The organism is Nocardia pneumoniae NBRC 100136 (genome assembly GCF_000308755.1).
Classification (GTDB): Bacteria; Actinomycetota; Actinomycetes; order Mycobacteriales; family Mycobacteriaceae; genus Nocardia; species Nocardia pneumoniae.
On sequence record NZ_BAGF01000016.1, the window covers coordinates 51,870 to 68,607 of the forward strand.

Annotated in this window: 17 protein-coding genes; 5 read left to right on the forward strand and 12 right to left on the reverse strand. The window is 68.8% G+C overall.

Annotation, left to right across the window (positions count from 1 at the left end; genetic code table 11):
• The first annotated feature begins 184 nt into the window (after positions 1-184).
• The 3 genes from ON34_RS03600 (at position 185) to ON34_RS03610 (ending at position 1,152) form a co-directional block, all read left to right on the forward strand.
• Positions 185-373 (forward strand): hypothetical protein, encoded by a 189-nt coding sequence (locus ON34_RS03600; RefSeq protein WP_040774206.1) that lies wholly within the window; start codon positions 185-187, stop codon positions 371-373.
• A 6-nt stretch (positions 374-379) separates the two neighbouring features.
• Positions 380-646 (forward strand): hypothetical protein, encoded by a 267-nt coding sequence (locus ON34_RS03605; protein WP_040774210.1) that lies wholly within the window; start codon positions 380-382, stop codon positions 644-646.
• A 296-nt stretch (positions 647-942) separates the two neighbouring features.
• Positions 943-1,152 (forward strand): hypothetical protein, encoded by a 210-nt coding sequence (locus ON34_RS03610; protein WP_040774212.1) that lies wholly within the window; start codon positions 943-945, stop codon positions 1,150-1,152.
• A gap of 49 nt (positions 1,153-1,201) precedes the next feature.
• Here ON34_RS03610 and ON34_RS03615 read toward each other — a convergent pair whose 3' ends face one another.
• From ON34_RS03615 to ON34_RS03655, 10 genes are all read right to left on the reverse strand, one after another.
• Positions 1,202-2,452 carry a TetR/AcrR family transcriptional regulator gene (locus tag ON34_RS03615; protein ID WP_040774215.1) on the reverse strand — a complete coding sequence of 417 codons (1,251 nt, stop codon included), beginning with the start codon at positions 2,450-2,452 and terminating at the stop codon, positions 1,202-1,204.
• A gap of 162 nt (positions 2,453-2,614) precedes the next feature.
• Complete coding sequence (locus tag ON34_RS03620) at positions 2,615-3,868, reverse strand: TetR/AcrR family transcriptional regulator (protein ID WP_040774390.1); 1,254 nt, start codon at positions 3,866-3,868, stop codon at positions 2,615-2,617.
• Between the two features lie 44 nt (positions 3,869-3,912).
• Positions 3,913-4,410 (reverse strand): type II toxin-antitoxin system VapC family toxin, encoded by a 498-nt coding sequence (locus ON34_RS03625; RefSeq protein ID WP_083889118.1) that lies wholly within the window; start codon positions 4,408-4,410, stop codon positions 3,913-3,915.
• On the reverse strand, positions 4,407-4,688 hold the full coding sequence (locus ON34_RS34345) for a type II toxin-antitoxin system Phd/YefM family antitoxin (RefSeq protein WP_306303635.1): 282 nt from the start codon (positions 4,686-4,688) through the stop codon (positions 4,407-4,409). The genes ON34_RS03625 and ON34_RS34345 overlap by 4 nt, the downstream gene beginning before the upstream one ends.
• Before the next feature lie 29 nt (positions 4,689-4,717).
• A complete protein-coding gene (locus ON34_RS03630) occupies positions 4,718-6,667 on the reverse strand; it encodes an acetoacetate--CoA ligase (protein WP_040774218.1) in 1,950 nt (649 codons plus the stop codon).
• A gap of 31 nt (positions 6,668-6,698) precedes the next feature.
• Positions 6,699-7,499 (reverse strand): HpcH/HpaI aldolase/citrate lyase family protein, encoded by an 801-nt coding sequence (locus ON34_RS03635; protein WP_083889129.1) that lies wholly within the window; start codon positions 7,497-7,499, stop codon positions 6,699-6,701.
• Positions 7,500-7,507: 8 nt separating this feature from the next.
• A complete protein-coding gene (locus ON34_RS03640) occupies positions 7,508-7,990 on the reverse strand; it encodes a MaoC family dehydratase (RefSeq protein ID WP_040774225.1) in 483 nt (160 codons plus the stop codon).
• Positions 7,987-9,147, reverse strand: coding sequence for an acyl-CoA dehydrogenase family protein (locus tag ON34_RS03645; RefSeq protein ID WP_040774228.1), 1,161 nt, complete (start codon positions 9,145-9,147; stop codon positions 7,987-7,989). Before ON34_RS03645 ends, ON34_RS03640 begins: the two co-directional genes overlap by 4 nt.
• Complete coding sequence (locus tag ON34_RS03650; protein ID WP_040774396.1) at positions 9,144-11,186, reverse strand: ATP-binding protein; 2,043 nt, start codon at positions 11,184-11,186, stop codon at positions 9,144-9,146. Before ON34_RS03650 ends, ON34_RS03645 begins: the two co-directional genes overlap by 4 nt.
• A gap of 5 nt (positions 11,187-11,191) precedes the next feature.
• The gene (locus tag ON34_RS03655) at positions 11,192-12,787 is read right to left on the reverse strand and encodes a carboxyl transferase domain-containing protein (protein ID WP_040774231.1); all 1,596 of its coding nucleotides are present in this window, start codon (positions 12,785-12,787) and stop codon (positions 11,192-11,194) included.
• Positions 12,788-12,881: 94 nt separating this feature from the next.
• On the opposite strand from ON34_RS03655, the gene ON34_RS03660 reads away from it, so the two are divergent.
• Positions 12,882-13,475 (forward strand): SACE_7040 family transcriptional regulator, encoded by a 594-nt coding sequence (locus tag ON34_RS03660; RefSeq protein ID WP_040774233.1) that lies wholly within the window; start codon positions 12,882-12,884, stop codon positions 13,473-13,475.
• A gap of 8 nt (positions 13,476-13,483) precedes the next feature.
• On the opposite strand, the gene ON34_RS03665 is transcribed toward ON34_RS03660, so the two are convergent.
• The gene (locus ON34_RS03665) at positions 13,484-14,230 is read right to left on the reverse strand and encodes a 3-hydroxybutyrate dehydrogenase (RefSeq protein WP_040774236.1); all 747 of its coding nucleotides are present in this window, start codon (positions 14,228-14,230) and stop codon (positions 13,484-13,486) included.
• Positions 14,227-15,624 carry an MFS transporter gene (locus tag ON34_RS03670; protein WP_040774239.1) on the reverse strand — a complete coding sequence of 466 codons (1,398 nt, stop codon included), beginning with the start codon at positions 15,622-15,624 and terminating at the stop codon, positions 14,227-14,229. The genes ON34_RS03665 and ON34_RS03670 overlap by 4 nt, the downstream gene beginning before the upstream one ends.
• 142 nt (positions 15,625-15,766) lie before the next feature.
• Between ON34_RS03670 and ON34_RS03675 the strand changes: the two genes are divergently transcribed.
• Complete coding sequence (locus tag ON34_RS03675; RefSeq protein WP_245547869.1) at positions 15,767-16,693, forward strand: LysR family transcriptional regulator; 927 nt, start codon at positions 15,767-15,769, stop codon at positions 16,691-16,693.
• Positions 16,694-16,738: the final 45 nt, after the last annotated feature.

Genomic DNA, 16,738 nt, shown 5'->3' on the forward strand with positions numbered 1-16,738 from the left:
ACCGAATCGCAACGCGCACTGTTGAATCTGCACCCGGCATCGGGGGTCACGCCCAAACCCTGTCGAGGGCGCCCGTTGCCCGGAGCCCGGCGCACGGTCCCGACACGGCCCGATCCATCCGTGTCGAGCGCGGTTCCGGCGGCGCCTTCTCGGTGCCGGGTGCACGCACTTGTGGAGGTGAACGATGGACGTGTTGCACTCGGATGTCCGGGAGCTGTGGCTGGTGCAAAGCCGCGACTGCGCGCAGGAACCGCTCGGCCTGAGTTACGAACGCGCGCTATTCATCCGCGCTGTCCACGGTGGGCACGGCGCGAGCTGCCGCCAGTACCTAGCCGCCTCCGCGTTCTGTGTCCGGCAGGCCGCTGACCAGTGATCGGCCGTGGAACCGCTGCTGGCCATGCTCAGCGCGTGCCTGCTGCTGGTGGCCGCGATCATCGGCGTCGGCTCCTGCTTGCCGCGCAGTGGCGCCTCGGACGCACACCGGCCACCCGACAAGCCGTTCACCATCGAACAGGCGCACCGAGTGATGCAGTGCCACCTTCCTTGCCGCGCCGACGCCTGCCCACGTAAGCAAGCGGCGTTCCGCACCCTGGTCGCCTCAGGGCGCGTGGTGCCCGACAACCGGGCCGACGGGTACTCGCGCTGATCGTGGACGTAGCGAACTTAGTGTGGCCCACAATGTTTCGCGTCGACGTGGTCCGCGCACTGCTCGGGATTATCGTGAGGGAATCCCGATCACGCCGAAGTCCTCGTATCTCCACGCGGGGTGGAGATACGAGGACTATCGCGGTGACGTGTCGAGCCGACGGAGGTGGCGAGCCGCCCGAGCGCCGCCATCGCCGCGCCTCTGCGCCGCCATTGCGAGCGCATTTCCAGCGCCGACTTACTCGTCGCAATCAACATGACCCGCAACGGATTCCGCGACTTCCGAGGCGGCAAACGATGACCAGTCCTCGCCCTACCGAACCAGATGTCCACCTGAGCGTCTTCCTCCACGGCCTACGGTTCGACTACATCGCCTGCGCCAGCGCCGCCGCCACCTTCATTCGGGAATGGTGCGAGAAATACTTCGACGGCGCCGTCACGGTGGTTCCCGGGGCGCCCACCGGCCTGCGCCGTTTGCCGAACGAAAGGCTGTACCTGGACCGATGATGCGTCCCTCTGGCGTCCAGCCGGACGCCTTACCCGTCCCGGGGCTCGGTCATCCGGCGAGGGCTCGGCCGAACAGGATGACCTGCATGAGGCGCATCACCCGCAGCCGGGAGCATGCCGGGTCCTGCGAGCCGAAGCGCTCGCCCAGGTCTACAACCAGCGCCAGTGCGGCGTGCACCAGCAGGCGCGACTCGGCGGCGGAGAGCTCCGGACGCGCGGCGCCGAGCAGTTTTGCCCACTCTTCGACATTGAGCCGCTGGATATTGCGCAGCACGGTGCGCTCCTCCGGCGGCACGTTGCTGATCTCGGCGTAGTAGACGAAGGTCAGCTCGCGCTCGGCGAACGAACCGGCCACGTACAGTTCGACCAGCGTGCTCAGCGCTTGCCCGGGGCTGTCGGCGGCCGCGACGGCGGGTCCGATGGCGGCCGACACCCGATCGGCCGCCCGGCGAAACGCGGCCGCGAGGATATCGCCCTTGCCGCGGTAGAAGCGGTACACCGCGGAGGAGGTGGGCAGACCCGCGGCGGTCGCGATGTCCTCCACGCTGACATTCGGGTAGCCGCGCCGATGGAACAGTTCCACCGCGCGGACGAGCAGCAGCTCGTGGGTGAATGTCAGCGGAATCTCGGTGGCCGTCAGGGTTTCGGTTTCGGCTCCGCCGGGCGGCGGCAGCGTGCAACCGGCGATCGTGCGGCAGGCCTCGGTCAGCCGCGCGGCCAAGGCGCGGACCGGAATCGCGACGTGGTGATCGCCGATGCTGCTGAGCACGCTCAGCAAGGCCGCGGCGAGCACGGCGCGGTCGGCCTTGCTCAGCGCGGGCCTGGTTTCGGCCAGCAGCGACATGAGCGTCGCGTTCACGCTCGCGAGCTGTCCGGACAGGGTGGCCGCGTCGGCGTCCGCCAGATAGCGGCGCTGCCAGCGCAGCAGCGCCGCGCTGCGCCGATTCGCGATGGCGGCCGCGATCAGGGCGTCGAGTACCTGCTCGAGCCTGCGCTCGGCGGGTAGCTCGTTCGCGGTGTCCGGCAGCCGGGCCGCCTCCTGGCTGACCGCGCCCAGCCGCAGCACTTCCTCGCGGAACAGCGCGTACTTGCTCGGGTAGTGGCGATAGAGCGCGGCGGAGCTGATGTCGAGCCGGGAGGCGATGTCCTCCATGCTGACGCCGTGGTAACCCAGCGCGCCGAACGCCTCCGCCGACGCCGCCGCGATCTGGGCGCGGCGATCGCGCGGCCGGCGCCGGATCTCTCGTGCCGGTTTCTCGCCCGCCGCCTTGTCCGCAGCGCGGCGTCCCTCGGCACTCATGCCGCGATGGTAGCCCAACCGGTCACTTGGTTCAGTGATGTTTCCCCGCCTCGGGAATGGCTGAAAGTCGGATCACAACCAGCGGCGAAAGCGGTCAACACTATGCGTTATACATCAATCCCGAAGCGAATGGTCGGTAACATAAAGCCAGCGGGGCAGTGCCTACTGCACGCCCTCCCGCGCGGGACGGCCGAACAGCACCAGCTGCATCAGTAGACGTACCCGATCCTGCGCGGCCAGTGGCTCATTGCCGAAGGCGCGACCGAGATCGACGACCAGCGCGAACGCCGCGTGGACGAGGATGCGTGCCTCGGCGGGGGTGAGTTCGGTGCGCACCTCGCGCAGCAGCCTGGCCCACTCCTCGACACTGAGTCGCTGGATATTGCGCAGCACGGTGCGTTCCTCGGCCGGAACATGCTGGAACTCGGTGTAATACACGAACGTGAGCGCGCGTTCGGCGAACGAACCCGTGACGTACTGCGCGATCAACGCGGTGAGCGCGTCCTCGGAATCGCCGGCCGCCGCGACGGCGGGGCCGATGGCGCCGGAGACCCGTTCGGCGGCGCGGCGGAACGCGGCGGCCAGGATGTCGCTCTTGCCGCGGTAGAACCGGTACACCGCCGAGGCTGCCGAAAGCCCTGCGGCGGTGGCGATGTCCTCCACGCTGACGTTCGGGTACCCGCGCTCGTGGAACAGCTCCACCGCCTTGCGCAGCAGCAGTTCGTGTTTGAACGAATCCGGGATCTCCACCACGGCCACCGGTTCGACCGGGCGTTCCGCGGGCAGGTCCGCGTCCGCGATCGACAAACACGCCGAACTCAGCAAGCGCGCAAGGGCTTTCGCGGGAAGGTTGGCGTGATGATCGGCGATGCTGGTGATCGTGCTGAGCAATGCGGTGCGCAGCACGCGCAGGTCGTCGTCGGTCCGCTGCGGGCGCAGCGCGGCCAGCTGGCTACCCAGGGCGCCGAGGACCGTGGCCTGCTGCTCATTGAGCGTGGTCTGGTCTTCGGGCTCGAGGTATCGGCCCTCCCAGCGCACCAGGGTGACGGTGGGGCGGTTCTCGATCGTGACGGCGATGAGCGCGTCGAGGACGTGCCGCAGCCGCCGCTCGGCAGGCCAGTCCGCCGCCTCCTCGGGCAGCTCGACCGATTCGGTCATCGCCCGGCCCACCCGCAGCAGTTCCTCCCGGAACAGCGCGTATTTGCTCGGATAGTGCCGATACAGGGCGGCGGAGCTGATGCCGAGCCCGGAGGCGATGTCGTCCATGCTCACACCGTGGTATCCGAGCGCGCCGAACGCGGCCGCGGACGCCGCCGCGATCTGGGCCCGCCGGTTCTTCGGCCTGCGCCGGACCTCCCGAGGTGCCGAGTCGCCGCTGCTCGCCTTCCGCGCCGTACGGCGATTGTCGACACTCATGACGAACATCGTAACGACCTGCTGCTATGCGCACCCTCGCCATGTCATGGGATACGCCTGGAGCCGCGTGCTTCTGTCAGATCGTACGATCCGCTACGCGGTCGGACCGCATCCTCCGGATTGTTCGCGTCGAACGTTGCCACCCCAAGCGTGCGCCACGCATCCAGCAGGCGCTTGTCGCCGGACGCTGCGACGAGATCGTGGTCGTCGAGTTGTTCCGCGGAGGAGCAATGGATGGCGTCATATCCCCGTAGTGCACAACGATCAGCCAGCTCGGCCGCCCGCAGCATCAATGCCTCGTCGATCTCGATGACCTCGATCTGTGGCCAGAGTTGGTCCAAAAGGCGTCTGCAGGCCGAATAGGCCACGTCATCAAGGCGCCTCATTCGATGAGCTTGCGCGACCGCCGCTGTGGTCTCCACGTAAAGGAGCCTGTTCGATACGACCGCGTCGGCATCATCCCAGAAGCGGCGGCAGCTCCGGCTGCTCGGCTCGTCGACCAGTAGCGGAACAAAGGCCGAGGTATCGAGATATCCGATCACCGACGCTGCTCATCGATCAGATCACTGACGATGCCGTTCCCGTGGACCGGCTCAGGGGCTGGCTGCTTCCTCTTTCGGGCGGGTTGAACGCGTCCTTCGCTGCGGAGCTGTTCCAGCCGTGTCAGGCGGCCCACCGGAACGATGCGGGCGATCGGCTGCCCATGATCGGTAACCGTCACCGTGTGTCCTGATCGAACCTCGGCTAGGTGCCGACTGAGGCTATCTCGCAGCTCTCGGATTCCGACGTCCATGGCAGCAGGCTCCTTTTGTGGCCACATATCAGTATGAAATTATAGCCACAATCTTCTCACTCCGTCGTACGTCGCCGCTGGGTCGCGTACCAATCGAGCAAATCCGGGTGATCGACCGCGCTGCGCTCGACCACGTGGGCCGGGTCCGCGCCCTGGAAGAGCTTTTTGATCGGGACCTCCAGCTTCTTGCCGGTGCGGGTGTGCGGGATGCCGGGGGCCGGGATGATCTCGTCGGGGACGTGGCGGGGGGACACCTCGGTGCGGATGGTGTTGTTGACGCGGGCTTTCAGCTCGTCGGTGAGTTCCGCGCCGGGGGCCAGCACCACGAACAGCGGCATCCAGTACCCACCGTCGGGCTGTTCGGCGCCGATCACCAGGGCTTCGGCGATCTCCGGCAGCCGCTCGACGGACTGGTAGATGTCCGCGCTGCCCATCCGGATGCCGTGCCGGTTGAGCGTGGAGTCGGAGCGTCCGTGCACGACCACGCTGTGGTGGTCGGTGATGGTGATCCAGTCGCCGTGTCGCCATACTCCGGGGAACATGTCGAAATACGCGTCGTGGTAACGCTTTCCGTCTTCGTCGCGCCAGAAGTGGACCGGCATCGACGGCATCGGCTCGGTGATGACGAGCTCGCCGACCTCGCCGCGCACCGGCTGCCCCGCCGGGTCGTACGCGTCCAGCGCGACGCCCAGATAAGGCGCCGAAAGCTCGCCCGGCCACACCGGCACGGTCCGCACCCCGCCGATGAACGCCGACACCACGTCGGTGCCGCCGCTGATCGAGGACACCTGCACGTGTTCGCCGACGTTCTCGCCCAGCCACAGCGCCGAGGAGGTCGGTAGCGCGGAGCCGGTGATGCCGACCGTGCGCAGCGCCGAGAGGTCGTGGTCGGTGCGCGGCACGGAGCCCGCTTTGATGCAGGCCAGCACGTATCCCGGGCTGGTACCGAGGACGGTGGCGCGGACCTCGGCGGCGATGCGCCACAGCGCGTCGGGTGCGGGATGGGTGGGGCTGCCGTCGTAGCAGACGATCGTCGCCCCGGCCAGCAAGCCCGCGATCTGGAAGTTCCACATCATCCAGCTGGGGCTGGTGTACCAGAAGAACGTGTCCTCGGAGCCGATATCAGATTGGAGGGCAACGGCTTTGAGGTGCTCCAGCAGCACGCCGCCGTGACCGTGCACGATGCCCTTGGGCAGTCCGGTGGTGCCGGAGGAGAACACGATCCACAGCGGATGGTCGAAATCCACCGATTCCGTGGTGATCACCGGGGGCGCCGCCGCCGTCGTGGTGATCGCTTCACTCCACGGCATCGCGTCCGGCACGCGCAGGCCGAGCCGGGGGATCGCGATCGTGCCCTTCAGGGAATTCAGCCCCGCACGCAGCTCGGCGATGTCGGCGCGCTTGTCGTGCGTCTTGCCGCCGAAACGGTAGCCGTCGGCGGTGACCAGCACGGTGGGCTCCAATTGACCGAGCCGGTCCAGCGCGGCCTTCGGCGAGTAGTCCTGACCGCAGGCGCTCCAGGTCGCGCCGATGCTCGCGGTGGCCAGGAACGCGACCACCGCTTCCGGGATGTTCGGCAGATAACCCACGACCCGGTCACCGGGCCGCACGCCGAGCGAGCGCAGCGTACGGGCGAAAGTGGCGGTGTGGTCGATCAATTCGGCCCAGGACACCTCGCGGATCGGGCCGTCCTCGCTGACCGCTTTGATCGCGGGCCGGTCGCTGCGCAGTTGGCGGATCACCTGGTCCACGTAGTTGAGCCGGGTGCCGGGGAACCACCGCGCGCCCGGCATCTCGGCGTTCGCCAGCACCTCGCCGGCGATATCGCCGAGCTCGAAGTAGTCCCACAGCGCGTGCCAGAACCCGGCGAGATCTGTGATCGACCACTGCCATAGTTCGTGGTAGTCCGCCGCCCGCACCCCCGTGCGCTCGGCGACGAATCGCGCGAAGTCGGTGATCCTGGCAGCGGCGATGTCTTGTTCGGTCGGCACCCATTGTGGCTGCATGGCGGTCCTCCTCGCTGTGGAAACTCGGTGCTCAGACGCGGTCGGCGCGTCGCACGATCTGCTCGGCGTGCCGGAGTACGGGGGCATCGACCATCCTGCCCTCGAAAGCGAACACACCGCGGTGCTTCGGCGCCTCCGCGAGCAGCCGCCGGGCCCAGGCGGTGTCGTCCTGCGACGGCGCGTAGGCCGCTCGCAGCACCGGCACTTGGCTCGGGTGGATCGCGACCTTGGCGTCGAAGCCGACCGCGACCGCGTCCTCGGCTTCCGCGCGCAGACCGTTCAGATCGCGAATATCCAAATAGACCGAGTCCAACGCGAATTTCCCGTGTGCTTTGGCCGCCAGCAGCGCGGTGGACCGAACGTGCCTGGCCACGTCGCGATAGCCGCCGTCGGCGTGCCTGCTCGCGTTCCCGCCCAGCGCCGCCACCAGATCCTCGGCTCCCCACATGACGCCGATCGCGTTGCGCGCCGTCACAGCCGCACCGACCGCGAGCGCGCCGAGCGGCGACTCGATCAGCGCGATCACCTCATAGTCCGCCAGCGCCGTGATCTGTTCGGCGGATTCGCATTTCGGCAACATGACCCGGCGATAGGCGGTGGCGGCCAGCGCCGCGAGATCGAGCGCGTGTTCCTCGGTACCGGCCGCGTTGACGCGCACCACCGTGGTGTCAGGGTCCAGCGGAGTCTCGGCCAGCGCGGTGCGCGCGGCGGCTTTGTCGGCTGCGGCGACGCCGTCCTCCAAGTCGAGGATCACCACGTCGGCCGCCGCGGCGGCCTTCGCGTAGCGCTCCGGGCGATCGGCCGGGCAGAACAGCCAGGCCGGACCCGCCATCCGCCAGTTCACGCCGACTCCGGAGCCTTGCGGACCAGCGTCTTGCGGACCGCGGTGGCGACGATGTCGCCGTGCTGGTTGCGCGCCGTGTGCGCGAAGGTGACGATGCCCTCGCCGGGGCGGCTGTTCGACTCGCGCTTGTCGGTGACCACGGTTTCGGCGTACATGGTGTCGCCGTGGAACAGCGGCTTGGGGAACGCGATCTCCGAGAAGCCGAGATTGGCCACGATGGTGCCCTGGGTCAGCTGCGCCACCGACAGCCCGACCAGGGTGGACAGCGTGAACATCGAGTTCACCAGCCGTTGGTTGAACGGGGGCAGCTGTTCGCTGAACGCCGCGTCCAGATGCAGCGCCTGGGTGTTCATGGTCAGCGTGGTGAACAGCACGTTGTCCGCCTCGGTGATGGTGCGGCCGGGCCGGTGCTCGTAGACCACCTCGGTGTCGAACTCCTCGAACCAGAGTCCGCGCTGCACCACCGCGCGCCGGGTCACAGCCCCAGCTCCCGACCGATCAGCATCAACTGCACCTCCGTCGTGCCTTCGCCGATTTCCAGGATCTTGCTGTCCCGATAGTGCCTGGCGACCGGGTACTCGTTCATGAAGCCGTAGCCGCCGAAGATCTGTGTCGCGTCGCGGGCGTTGTCCATGGCGGCTTCGCTGGCCACCAGTTTCGCGATAGAGGCCTGCTTCTTGAACGGCTTGCCCGCCAGCATCAGCGCCGCCGCGTCGTAGTAGGCGGTGCGTGCGGCGTGCGCCCGCGCCTCCATCCTGGCGATCTTGAAGGCGATGGCCTGGTTGCGGCCGATCGCCTGCCCGAACGCCTCGCGCTCCTTGGCGTAGCGCACGCTCTCGTCCACACAACCCTGCGCGGCTCCGACGGCCAGCGCCGCGATGGCGATGCGGCCCTCGTCCAGGATGCGCAGGAAGTTGGCGTAGCCGCGACCGCGCTCGCCGAGCAGGTTCTCCTCGGGCACCCGCACGTCGGTGAAGCTGAGCGGATGGGTGTCGGAGGCGTTCCAGCCGACCTTGTTGTACGCGGGCTCGGCGACGAAACCGGGGGTGTCGGTCGGCACCAGGATGGTCGAGATCTCCTTCTTGCCGCCGGTCTGCCCGGTCACCGCGGTCACCGTGACGAGCACGGTGATGTCGGTGCCGGAATTGGTGATGAATTGCTTGCTGCCGTTGATGATCCACTCGCCGCCGTCGGCGACGGCGGTGGTCCTGGTGCCGCCCGCGTCGCTGCCCGCGCCCGGTTCGGTGAGCCCGAACGCGGCGAGATGGCGGCCGCTGGTCAGCTGGGGCAGCCATTCCTGCTTCTGCTTGTCGTTGCCGAACCGGTAGATCGGCATCGCGCCGAGCGAGACGCCCGCCTCCAGCGTGATCGCCACGCTCTGGTCGACCTTGCCCAGTTCCTCGAGCGCGAGGCACAGCGCGAAGTAGTCGCCGCCCATGCCGCCGTATTCCTCGGGGAACGGCAGGCCGAACAGACCCATCTCGGCCATCCCCGCGACCACCTCGTACGGGAAGGTGTGGTTCGCGTCGTGCTCGGCCGCCACCGGCGCGACCACCGACCGCGCGAAGTCACGCACGGTCAGCGCGAGATCGCGGTACTCCTCCGGCAGCGTGCCGGTGGACAGGAAGTCGGTCATGTCGGGATTCCTTCTCGTTCAACGTGTTCCGGTTCGGCCCGCGCGACGACGCGCGCGAGCACCTGATCGAGGCGCACCTGGGCGCCGGGCTCGACCAGCAGTTCGACGGTCCCGGCGACCGGAGCGGTGAGGGAGTGCTCCATCTTCATCGCCTCCACGATCACCACCGGCTCGCCCGCGGCGACGGCGGCGCCGGAAGCGACCGGCACCGCGATCACCGACCCCGGCATGGGACTCCGGATCTCGGCGTCGCCGACGTGTTCGTCGTCGCCGCGCACATCGACCTCGGCGACTTCGCGCAGCGCGGCGATGCCGGACGGTCCCGCTACCCACAGCAGGCCGTCCTGCTCGGCGACCCGGTAGGCGCGCCGCAGGCCGTCCCTGGTCAGGGTGAGCACACCGGCGTCGCCGCGGCGGGCGAACGCCGCGGCGAGCGACGACGTTTCGCCGTCGCCGAGGCGGACTACGCCGTCATCGGGGGTGCCGGAGAGGTAGACGTGCTCGATCCGGTCGCCGCCCGCGAGCCGGATCGGGGTCGGCGCGTCCGCCCCGATCCGCCACCCGGACGGGATCGCCCACGGATCGCCCGGTGTCGTCGGCCAGCGGCGCAGCCAGTGCCAGACGGCGGCGGCGATGAACTCGTCGTCGCCGACGGGAGCGGGATGGAAGTCGGCCACTCGCCGGTCCAGCAGATCGGTGTCGAGCCGTCCCTCGGCGACATCCGGGTCGCCCAGCAGGAAGCGCAAGAACTCGATATTGCTGGTCACGCCGAGTAGCACGGTGTCGGCCAGCGCCCGGTCGAGTTTGGCGAGCGCGGCGGTGCGATCACCGGCGTGCGCGATGACCTTCGACAGCATCGGGTCGTAGTCGCTGCCGACGCGCGTGCCGATCCGCAGCCCCGAATCCACCCGCACACCGGGGCCTTCCGGCTCGTCGAGATCGAGCACGGTTCCGCCGGTGGGCAGGAACCCGCGCCCCGGGTCCTCGGCGTACACCCTGGCCTCGATGGCGTGCCCGACCATGCGGATGTCGTCCTGCGCCACCGCGAGCTTCTGCCCGGCCGCGACCCGGATCTGGCATTCCACCAGGTCGACGTCGGTGACCAGCTCGGTCACCGGATGCTCCACCTGCAGGCGGGTGTTCATCTCCATGAAGAAGAACTCGTCGGGCCGGTCGGCGGAGACGATGAACTCCACGGTGCCCGCGCCAACGTAGTCCACGCTGCGGGCGGTGTTGCAGGCGGCGGCGCCGATCCTGGCCCTGGTCGCCGCGTCGAGCAGCGGCGAGGGCGCCTCCTCGATCACCTTCTGGTGGCGGCGTTGCAGGCTGCATTCGCGCTCGCCCAGGTGCAGCACGTTGCCGAACTGGTCGGCGAGGATCTGCACCTCGATGTGCCGGGGACGGGTGACGAATCGCTCCAGGAACAGGGTGTCGTCCCCGAACGCCGCGGCGGCCTCGCGGCGCGCGCTGCGCAGCGCCTCGGGGAGGCGTTCCGGATCGTCCACCCGGCGCATGCCCTTGCCTCCACCGCCCGCGGACGGCTTGACCAGCACCGGATACCCGACCTCGGCGGCCGCGGCGATCAGCTCCTCGTCGGTGAGGCCGGGCGAGGCGATGCCGGGCACCACGGGCACGCCGAACGCGGCCACGGTGTTCTTCGCGGCGATCTTGTCGCCCATCACCTCGATCGCACGCGCGGGCGGCCCGAGGAAAACGATGCCCGCTTCGGTCAGCGCGGCGGCGAAAGCGGCGTTCTCCGAGAGGAATCCGTAGCCGGGATGCACGGCCTGCGCGCCGGTGCGCACGGCGGCGGCCACCACGGCGTCGATGGACAGGTAGCTCTCGCGCGCGGGAGCCGGGCCGAGCCGTACCGCCGTGTCGGCCTCGTGGACGTGGCGGGCGTCCGCGTCGGCGTCGCTGTAGACGGCGACCGAGCGAATTCCCATGGCGCGCAACGTGCGGATCACCCGCACGGCGATCTCGCCGCGGTTGGCGACGAGCACGGTGTCGAAGTCGACGGGAACGGATTTGTTCAGCATCGCCATCACATCCGGAAGACGCCGTAGGAGACGGGTTCGAGCGGGGCCTGCGCGCAGACCGACAGGGCGAGGCCGAGCACGGTCCTGGTGTCGGCCGGGTCGATGACGCCGTCGTCCCACAGGCGTGCGGTCGAGTAGTAGGGATTGCCCTGGCTCTCGTATTGATCCCGGATCGGGGCTTTGAAAGCTTCTTCGTCCTCGGCCGACCACGGCTGCCCGGTGCTGTCGAGCTGGTCGCCGCGCACGGTCGCCAGCACGGACGCGGCCTGCTCGCCGCCCATCACGGAGATCCGCGCGTTCGGCCACATCCACAGGAACCGCGGCGAGTACGCGCGCCCGCACATCGAATAGTTGCCCGCGCCGTAGGAGCCGCCGATCACGACGGTGAGCTTCGGCACCCGCGCGCACGCCACCGCGGTGACCATCTTCGCGCCGTGCTTGGCGATGCCGCCCGCCTCGTAGTCGCGGCCGACCATGAAGCCGGTGATGTTCTGCAGGAACAGCAGCGGGATGCTGCGCTTGTCGCACAACTCGATGAAATGCGCGCCCTTCATGGCGGATTCGCTGAACAGCACGCCGTTGTTGGCGACGATGCCCACCGGATGGCCGTGGATGCGGGCGAATCCGGTGACCAGGGTCTTGCCGTATTCGGCCTTGAACTCGTGGAACCCGCTCTCGCCGTCACCTGCCCCGTCGACCACACGGTGGATGACTTCGCGTACGTCATAGGGTGTGCGCAGATCGACCGGTACCTCGTCGTAGAGTTCCGATTCCGGCGCCGCGGGCGCGATGGTAGGACGCACGTCCCACGGGCCGGCCGCGCGGGGTCCGAATGTGCCCACGATGCGGCGCACGATGCGCAGCGCGTCCTGGTCGTCCTCGGCCAGGTGGTCGGTGACGCCGGACGTGCGCGAGTGCAGTTCGCCGCCGCCGAGTTCCTCGGCCGTCACCACCTCGCCGGTCGCCGCCTTCACCAGCGGCGGCCCGCCGAGGAAGATGGTGCCCTGGTTGCGCACGATCACGGCCTCGTCGCTCATCGCGGGCACGTACGCGCCACCGGCCGTGCAGGAGCCGAGCACCGCGGCGATCTGCGGAATTCCCTTGGCGCTCAGGGTTGCCTGGTTGTAGAAGATGCGGCCGAAATGCTCCCGGTCGGGGAACACCTCGTCCTGCCGCGGCAGGTACGCGCCGCCGGAGTCGACCAGGTACAGGCACGGCAGCTGGTTCTGCAACGCGATCTCCTGCGCGCGCAGATGCTTCTTCACCGTCATGGGGTAGTAGGTGCCGCCCTTGACGGTGGCGTCGTTGGCCACGATCACGCACTCGCGTCCGGACACCCGGCCGATCCCGGTGATTATCCCGGCGCCGGGGGACTCGTCGCCGTACATCCCGGTCGCGGCCAGCGGCGACAGCTCGAGAAACGGGCTGCCCGGATCGAGCAGCTGGTCCACCCGCTGCCGCGGCAGCAGCTTGCCCCGTGCCACGTGGCGTTCGCGCGCCTTCTCGGACCCGCCGAGCGCCGCGGCGGCCAGCCGGGCGCGCAGGTCGTCGACCAGTGCCGCGTGCGCGGCGCGGTTGCCGACCTCTTCGGTAACGGTCATCACGCTATCCTGTCGCCTGAGTTAGTCGCCGATAACTGGAATTCAGGTTAGTCTTGGTTAACCGAGATGTCCAGACCGGCGGAAAGGACCACGTGTGACCAGTGCCGAATCCGTCGCGCCCACCCGCCGCGAGCAGCTGAAGGCGCAGCGCAGGGCGCAACTGCTGGAGGCGGGCGCCAAGCTCATCGCCGACCGCGGCTTCCTCGGCATGCGCCTGGACGACCTCGGCGCCGCCGTCGGCATCAGCGGTCCGGCGGTCTACCGGCATTTCCCGAACAAGGAAGCGCTGCTGATCGAGTTGCTGGTCGGCGTGAGTCAGCGACTGCTGGACGGTGGCAAGGCGGTGGTGGCGGCGGCGAATTCGGCCGAGCAGGCGCTCGCCGGGCTGGTCGACCACCACCTGGACTTCGCGCTTGGCGAGCCGGAGCTGATCCGCATCCAGGACCGAGACCTGGACAACGTCCCCGCCCCGGCCCGCCGGGAGATCCGGCGCACCCAGCGTCGATACGTGGAGATCTGGGTGGCGGTGCTGCGCGAGCTGCATCCGGAGCTACCGGAGGAGACGGCACGGGTGCAGGCCCACGCCGCCTTCGGCCTGATCAACTCGACCCCGCACAGCGCGAGCAATGCGACCGCGGTCCGGGCCCGGCCCGTGTTGCGCCGCATGGCGCTGGCCGCCTTGGGTTGAGCACCCCCTCATCGAGCGCTCCACCCGCCGTCCATCGTGTACGACGCGCCGGTGACCATGCCCGCGTTCGGTGACGCGAGCCAGCCCACCAGCCCCGCCACCTCCTCCGGCTCGACGAGACGTTTGATCGCGCTCTCGGTGAGCAGGATCTTTTCCACCACCTCCTGTTCCGGCACACCGTGTGCCTTGGCCTGATCGGCGATCTGCTTGTCTACCAAGGGTGTTCGCACATAGCCCGGGTTGACGCAGTTGCTCGTCACGCCGTGCGGGCCGCCCTCGAGGGCGGTGACCTTCGACAGCCCTTCGAGTCCGTGCTTGGCCGTCACGTAGGCGACCTTGTACTCGGAAGCGCGCAGGCCGTGCACCGAGGAGATGTTGACGATCCGTCCCCAGCCGCGCCGGTACATGTGCGGCAAAGTCGCGCGCACCAAGAGGAACGGCGCCTCCACCATCAGCGTCAGCAGGTCGCGGAACCGCTGCGGGGCGAAGTCCTCGATCGGGCTGATGTGTTGCACTCCGGCGTTGTTCACCAGGATGTCGGCGTCGAGTTCCAGCGTTTCCAGCGACGCGACGTCGAGCAGGTCCACCGCCCACGACTTTCCACCCAGCTCACGGGCCAGGGCCTTCGCGCCGACGTCATCGATATCGGCGACGGTGACCACCGCGCCGCGGGCAGCGAGCGCACGGGCGCAGGCCGCGCCGATGCCGCTCGCGCCGCCGGTGACCAGGGCGGTGCGCCCCGCGAGATCGGTCATCGCACAGTCACTTCGGCGGTCCGCGCACCGAGTTTCTCGGCGTCGGCGCGGTCGATGCTCGCCAAGCTGAGTCCTTTCGTCTCCCGGGCCACGAGCACGGCGATCGCGCTGATCGCCGCCGCACCGGCCAGGTACCAGGCGATCGGCACCGCGGAGTCATAGGTGTTGAGCAGCCGGACGGCGATGATCGGCGCCAGCGACCCGGCCGCGATCGAGGTCACCTGATAGCCGAGGGACACACCGGAATAGCGCATCCGGGTGGGAAACATCTCGGCCATGATCGCGGGCTGTCCGGCGTACATGAAGGCGTGGAAGACCAAGCCGATGATGATGGCGGACATGATGATCGCGTTGTGGCCGCTGTCCATCATCGGGAAGGCGAAGAAGCCCCAGGTGCCCGCGGTGAGCGCGCCGACCAGGTAGACCGGTCGGCGGCCGAAGCGGTCGGACAGGTTGCCCACCAGCGGGATGGTCACGAAGTGCACCGCGTGCGCGGCGAGCAGCCACCACAGGATGACCGAGGTGTCGGCGTGCACCTGCACCTTGAGATAGGTGATGGTGAAGGTGACCACGAGGTAGTACATGACGTTCTCGCCGAAACGCAGACCCATCGCGGTGAGCACGCCGCGCGGGTAGCGGCGCAGCACCTCGACGACGCTGAGCGAGGTCGCCTTGATCTGCTCGGCTTCCTGTTGCGCCGCCACGAAGATCGGCGCGTCGGTGATCTTCGTGCGGATGTAGTAGCCCACCAGCACCACCACGGCCGACAGCCAGAACGCCACCCGCCAGCCCCAGCTGAGGAAGGCCGCGTCCGACAGCGTGGAGGTGAGCACCAGCAGCACCACCGTCGCCAGCAGGTTGCCCGCTGGCACGCCCGCCTGCGGCCAGCTCGCCCAGAAACCGCGGCTGCGGCTCGGACTGTGCTCGGCGACCAGCAGCACCGCGCCGCCCCATTCCCCGCCGACCGCGAAACCCTGGATAAAGCGCAGGATCACCAGCAGCGCGGGCGCCCAGTAGCCGATCTGCCCGAACGTCGGCAGGCAGCCCATCAGGAACGTCGCCGCGCCCACCAGCACCAGGCTGAACTGGAGCAGCTTCTTGCGGCCGTATTTGTCGCCGAAATGCCCGAACACCACGCCGCCGAGCGGACGGGCGGCGAACCCGACGGCGTAGGTCACGAAGGCGGCCAGGATGGCGTCGAGGTCGCTGGTGCCCTTGGCGAAGAACACCTTGCTGAACACGAGCGTGGCGGCGGTGCCGTACAGGAAGAACTCGTACCACTCGACCACCGTGCCCGCCATCGAGGCGGCCACTACACGCCGCAAGCCGCTGGTTTCGCCCGGATCTTCGCCGTGCGGCTCTGCCGGGTTCGCCCCGGCGCTGTGCACCCTCATCGCACATCTCCTTCGTGCCCGGGGCCACACTTCGGGTCTCGATGTGACGGCCCCCACAATGCTTTGGCTGAACCGAGTATTCGTGCAGACGAATTGCGCCGCAATGACCATTAATGCAGCACACATCTGCAACGATGCAGATATGAGCCCGACTTTCGCGGGGTCACCCCGGCGCCCCAGCGCCGATGACCTGCTCGTTCTGCTCGCGGTCGGACGATCCGGCCGCTTCGTCACCGCGGCCGAAGAGCTCGGCATCAACCACACCACGATCTCGCGCCGGATCGCGGCACTGGAACAAACCCTCGGCGGCCGGGTGCTGACCCGGGTGAGCGGTGGCTGGGAGCTCACCGACCTCGGCAAGGAGGCGCTCGCCGCGGCCGAGGCGGTGGAGTCGGCGGTGAAATCGCTCGCCGCGGACGCGGGCGGCAACCGGGTGCTGGAAGGCGTGGTGCGGATCTCGGCGACCGACGGCTTCAGCGCCTACATCGCCGCGCCCGCCGCCGCGGAGGTGCGGCGGCGGCACCCGAAGATCACCGTCGAGATCGTGGCGACCACCCGGCGCGCGTCACAACAGCGATCCGGGCTGGATCTCGAAGTGGTGGTCGGCGAACCGCAAGTGCACCGCGCCACCGCCATCCGCCTGGCCGACTACTGCCTCGGCCTCTACGGCTCCCGTGCATACCTGCGCGAACACGGCACTCCAGCGACGATCGATGATCTGGCCCGGCACCCGCTGGTGTACTTCATCGATTCCATGCTTCAAGTCGACGATCTGGACCTCGCCTCCAGCTTCGCTCCTGCCATGCGCGAATCCGTCACGTCCACCAACGTCTTCGTGCACGTCGAAGCCACCCGCGCCGCCGCGGGCTTGGGACTGCTGCCCTGCTTCATGGCCGACCGCCACGCCGACCTGGTCCGTGTTCTCGCCGATTCGGTGACGGTCACCCTCGGGTACTGGCTCGTCGCCCGCGCCGAAACCCTCCGCCGCCCCGAGGTCGCCGCCGTTGTCGCCGCGATCCGAGCCATGGTCGACGACCAGCGCGACACTCTCCTCGGTCGGCCGCAGTGAGTTCGCCGTAGGTCGCAACCACTGTTCTGGCCACGTGAGCGGCTG

What these genes read in the sequence shown, in the direction of transcription:
- ON34_RS03620 (WP_040774390.1), bottom strand. Translation starts at nt 3,868, where the DNA reads ATGAGTGTCGACAATCGCCGTACGGCGCGGAAGGCGAGCAGCGGCGAC.
- ON34_RS34345 (WP_306303635.1), bottom strand. Translation starts at nt 4,688, where the DNA reads ATGTGGCCACAAAAGGAGCCTGCTGCCATGGACGTCGGAATCCGAGAG.
- ON34_RS03645 (WP_040774228.1), bottom strand. Translation starts at nt 9,147, where the DNA reads ATGACCGACTTCCTGTCCACCGGCACGCTGCCGGAGGAGTACCGCGAT.
- ON34_RS03650 (WP_040774396.1), bottom strand. Translation starts at nt 11,186, where the DNA reads ATGCTGAACAAATCCGTTCCCGTCGACTTCGACACCGTGCTCGTCGCC.
- ON34_RS03675 (WP_245547869.1), top strand. Translation starts at nt 15,767, where the DNA reads ATGAGCCCGACTTTCGCGGGGTCACCCCGGCGCCCCAGCGCCGATGAC.
- ON34_RS03630 (WP_040774218.1), bottom strand. Translation starts at nt 6,667, where the DNA reads ATGCAGCCACAATGGGTGCCGACCGAACAAGACATCGCCGCTGCCAGG.
- ON34_RS03615 (WP_040774215.1), bottom strand. Translation starts at nt 2,452, where the DNA reads ATGAGTGCCGAGGGACGCCGCGCTGCGGACAAGGCGGCGGGCGAGAAA.
- ON34_RS03610 (WP_040774212.1), top strand. Translation starts at nt 943, where the DNA reads ATGACCAGTCCTCGCCCTACCGAACCAGATGTCCACCTGAGCGTCTTC.
- ON34_RS03665 (WP_040774236.1), bottom strand. Translation starts at nt 14,230, where the DNA reads ATGACCGATCTCGCGGGGCGCACCGCCCTGGTCACCGGCGGCGCGAGC.
- ON34_RS03600 (WP_040774206.1), top strand. Translation starts at nt 185, where the DNA reads ATGGACGTGTTGCACTCGGATGTCCGGGAGCTGTGGCTGGTGCAAAGC.
- ON34_RS03670 (WP_040774239.1), bottom strand. Translation starts at nt 15,624, where the DNA reads ATGAGGGTGCACAGCGCCGGGGCGAACCCGGCAGAGCCGCACGGCGAA.
- ON34_RS03655 (WP_040774231.1), bottom strand. Translation starts at nt 12,787, where the DNA reads ATGACCGTTACCGAAGAGGTCGGCAACCGCGCCGCGCACGCGGCACTG.
- ON34_RS03635 (WP_083889129.1), bottom strand. Translation starts at nt 7,499, where the DNA reads ATGGCGGGTCCGGCCTGGCTGTTCTGCCCGGCCGATCGCCCGGAGCGC.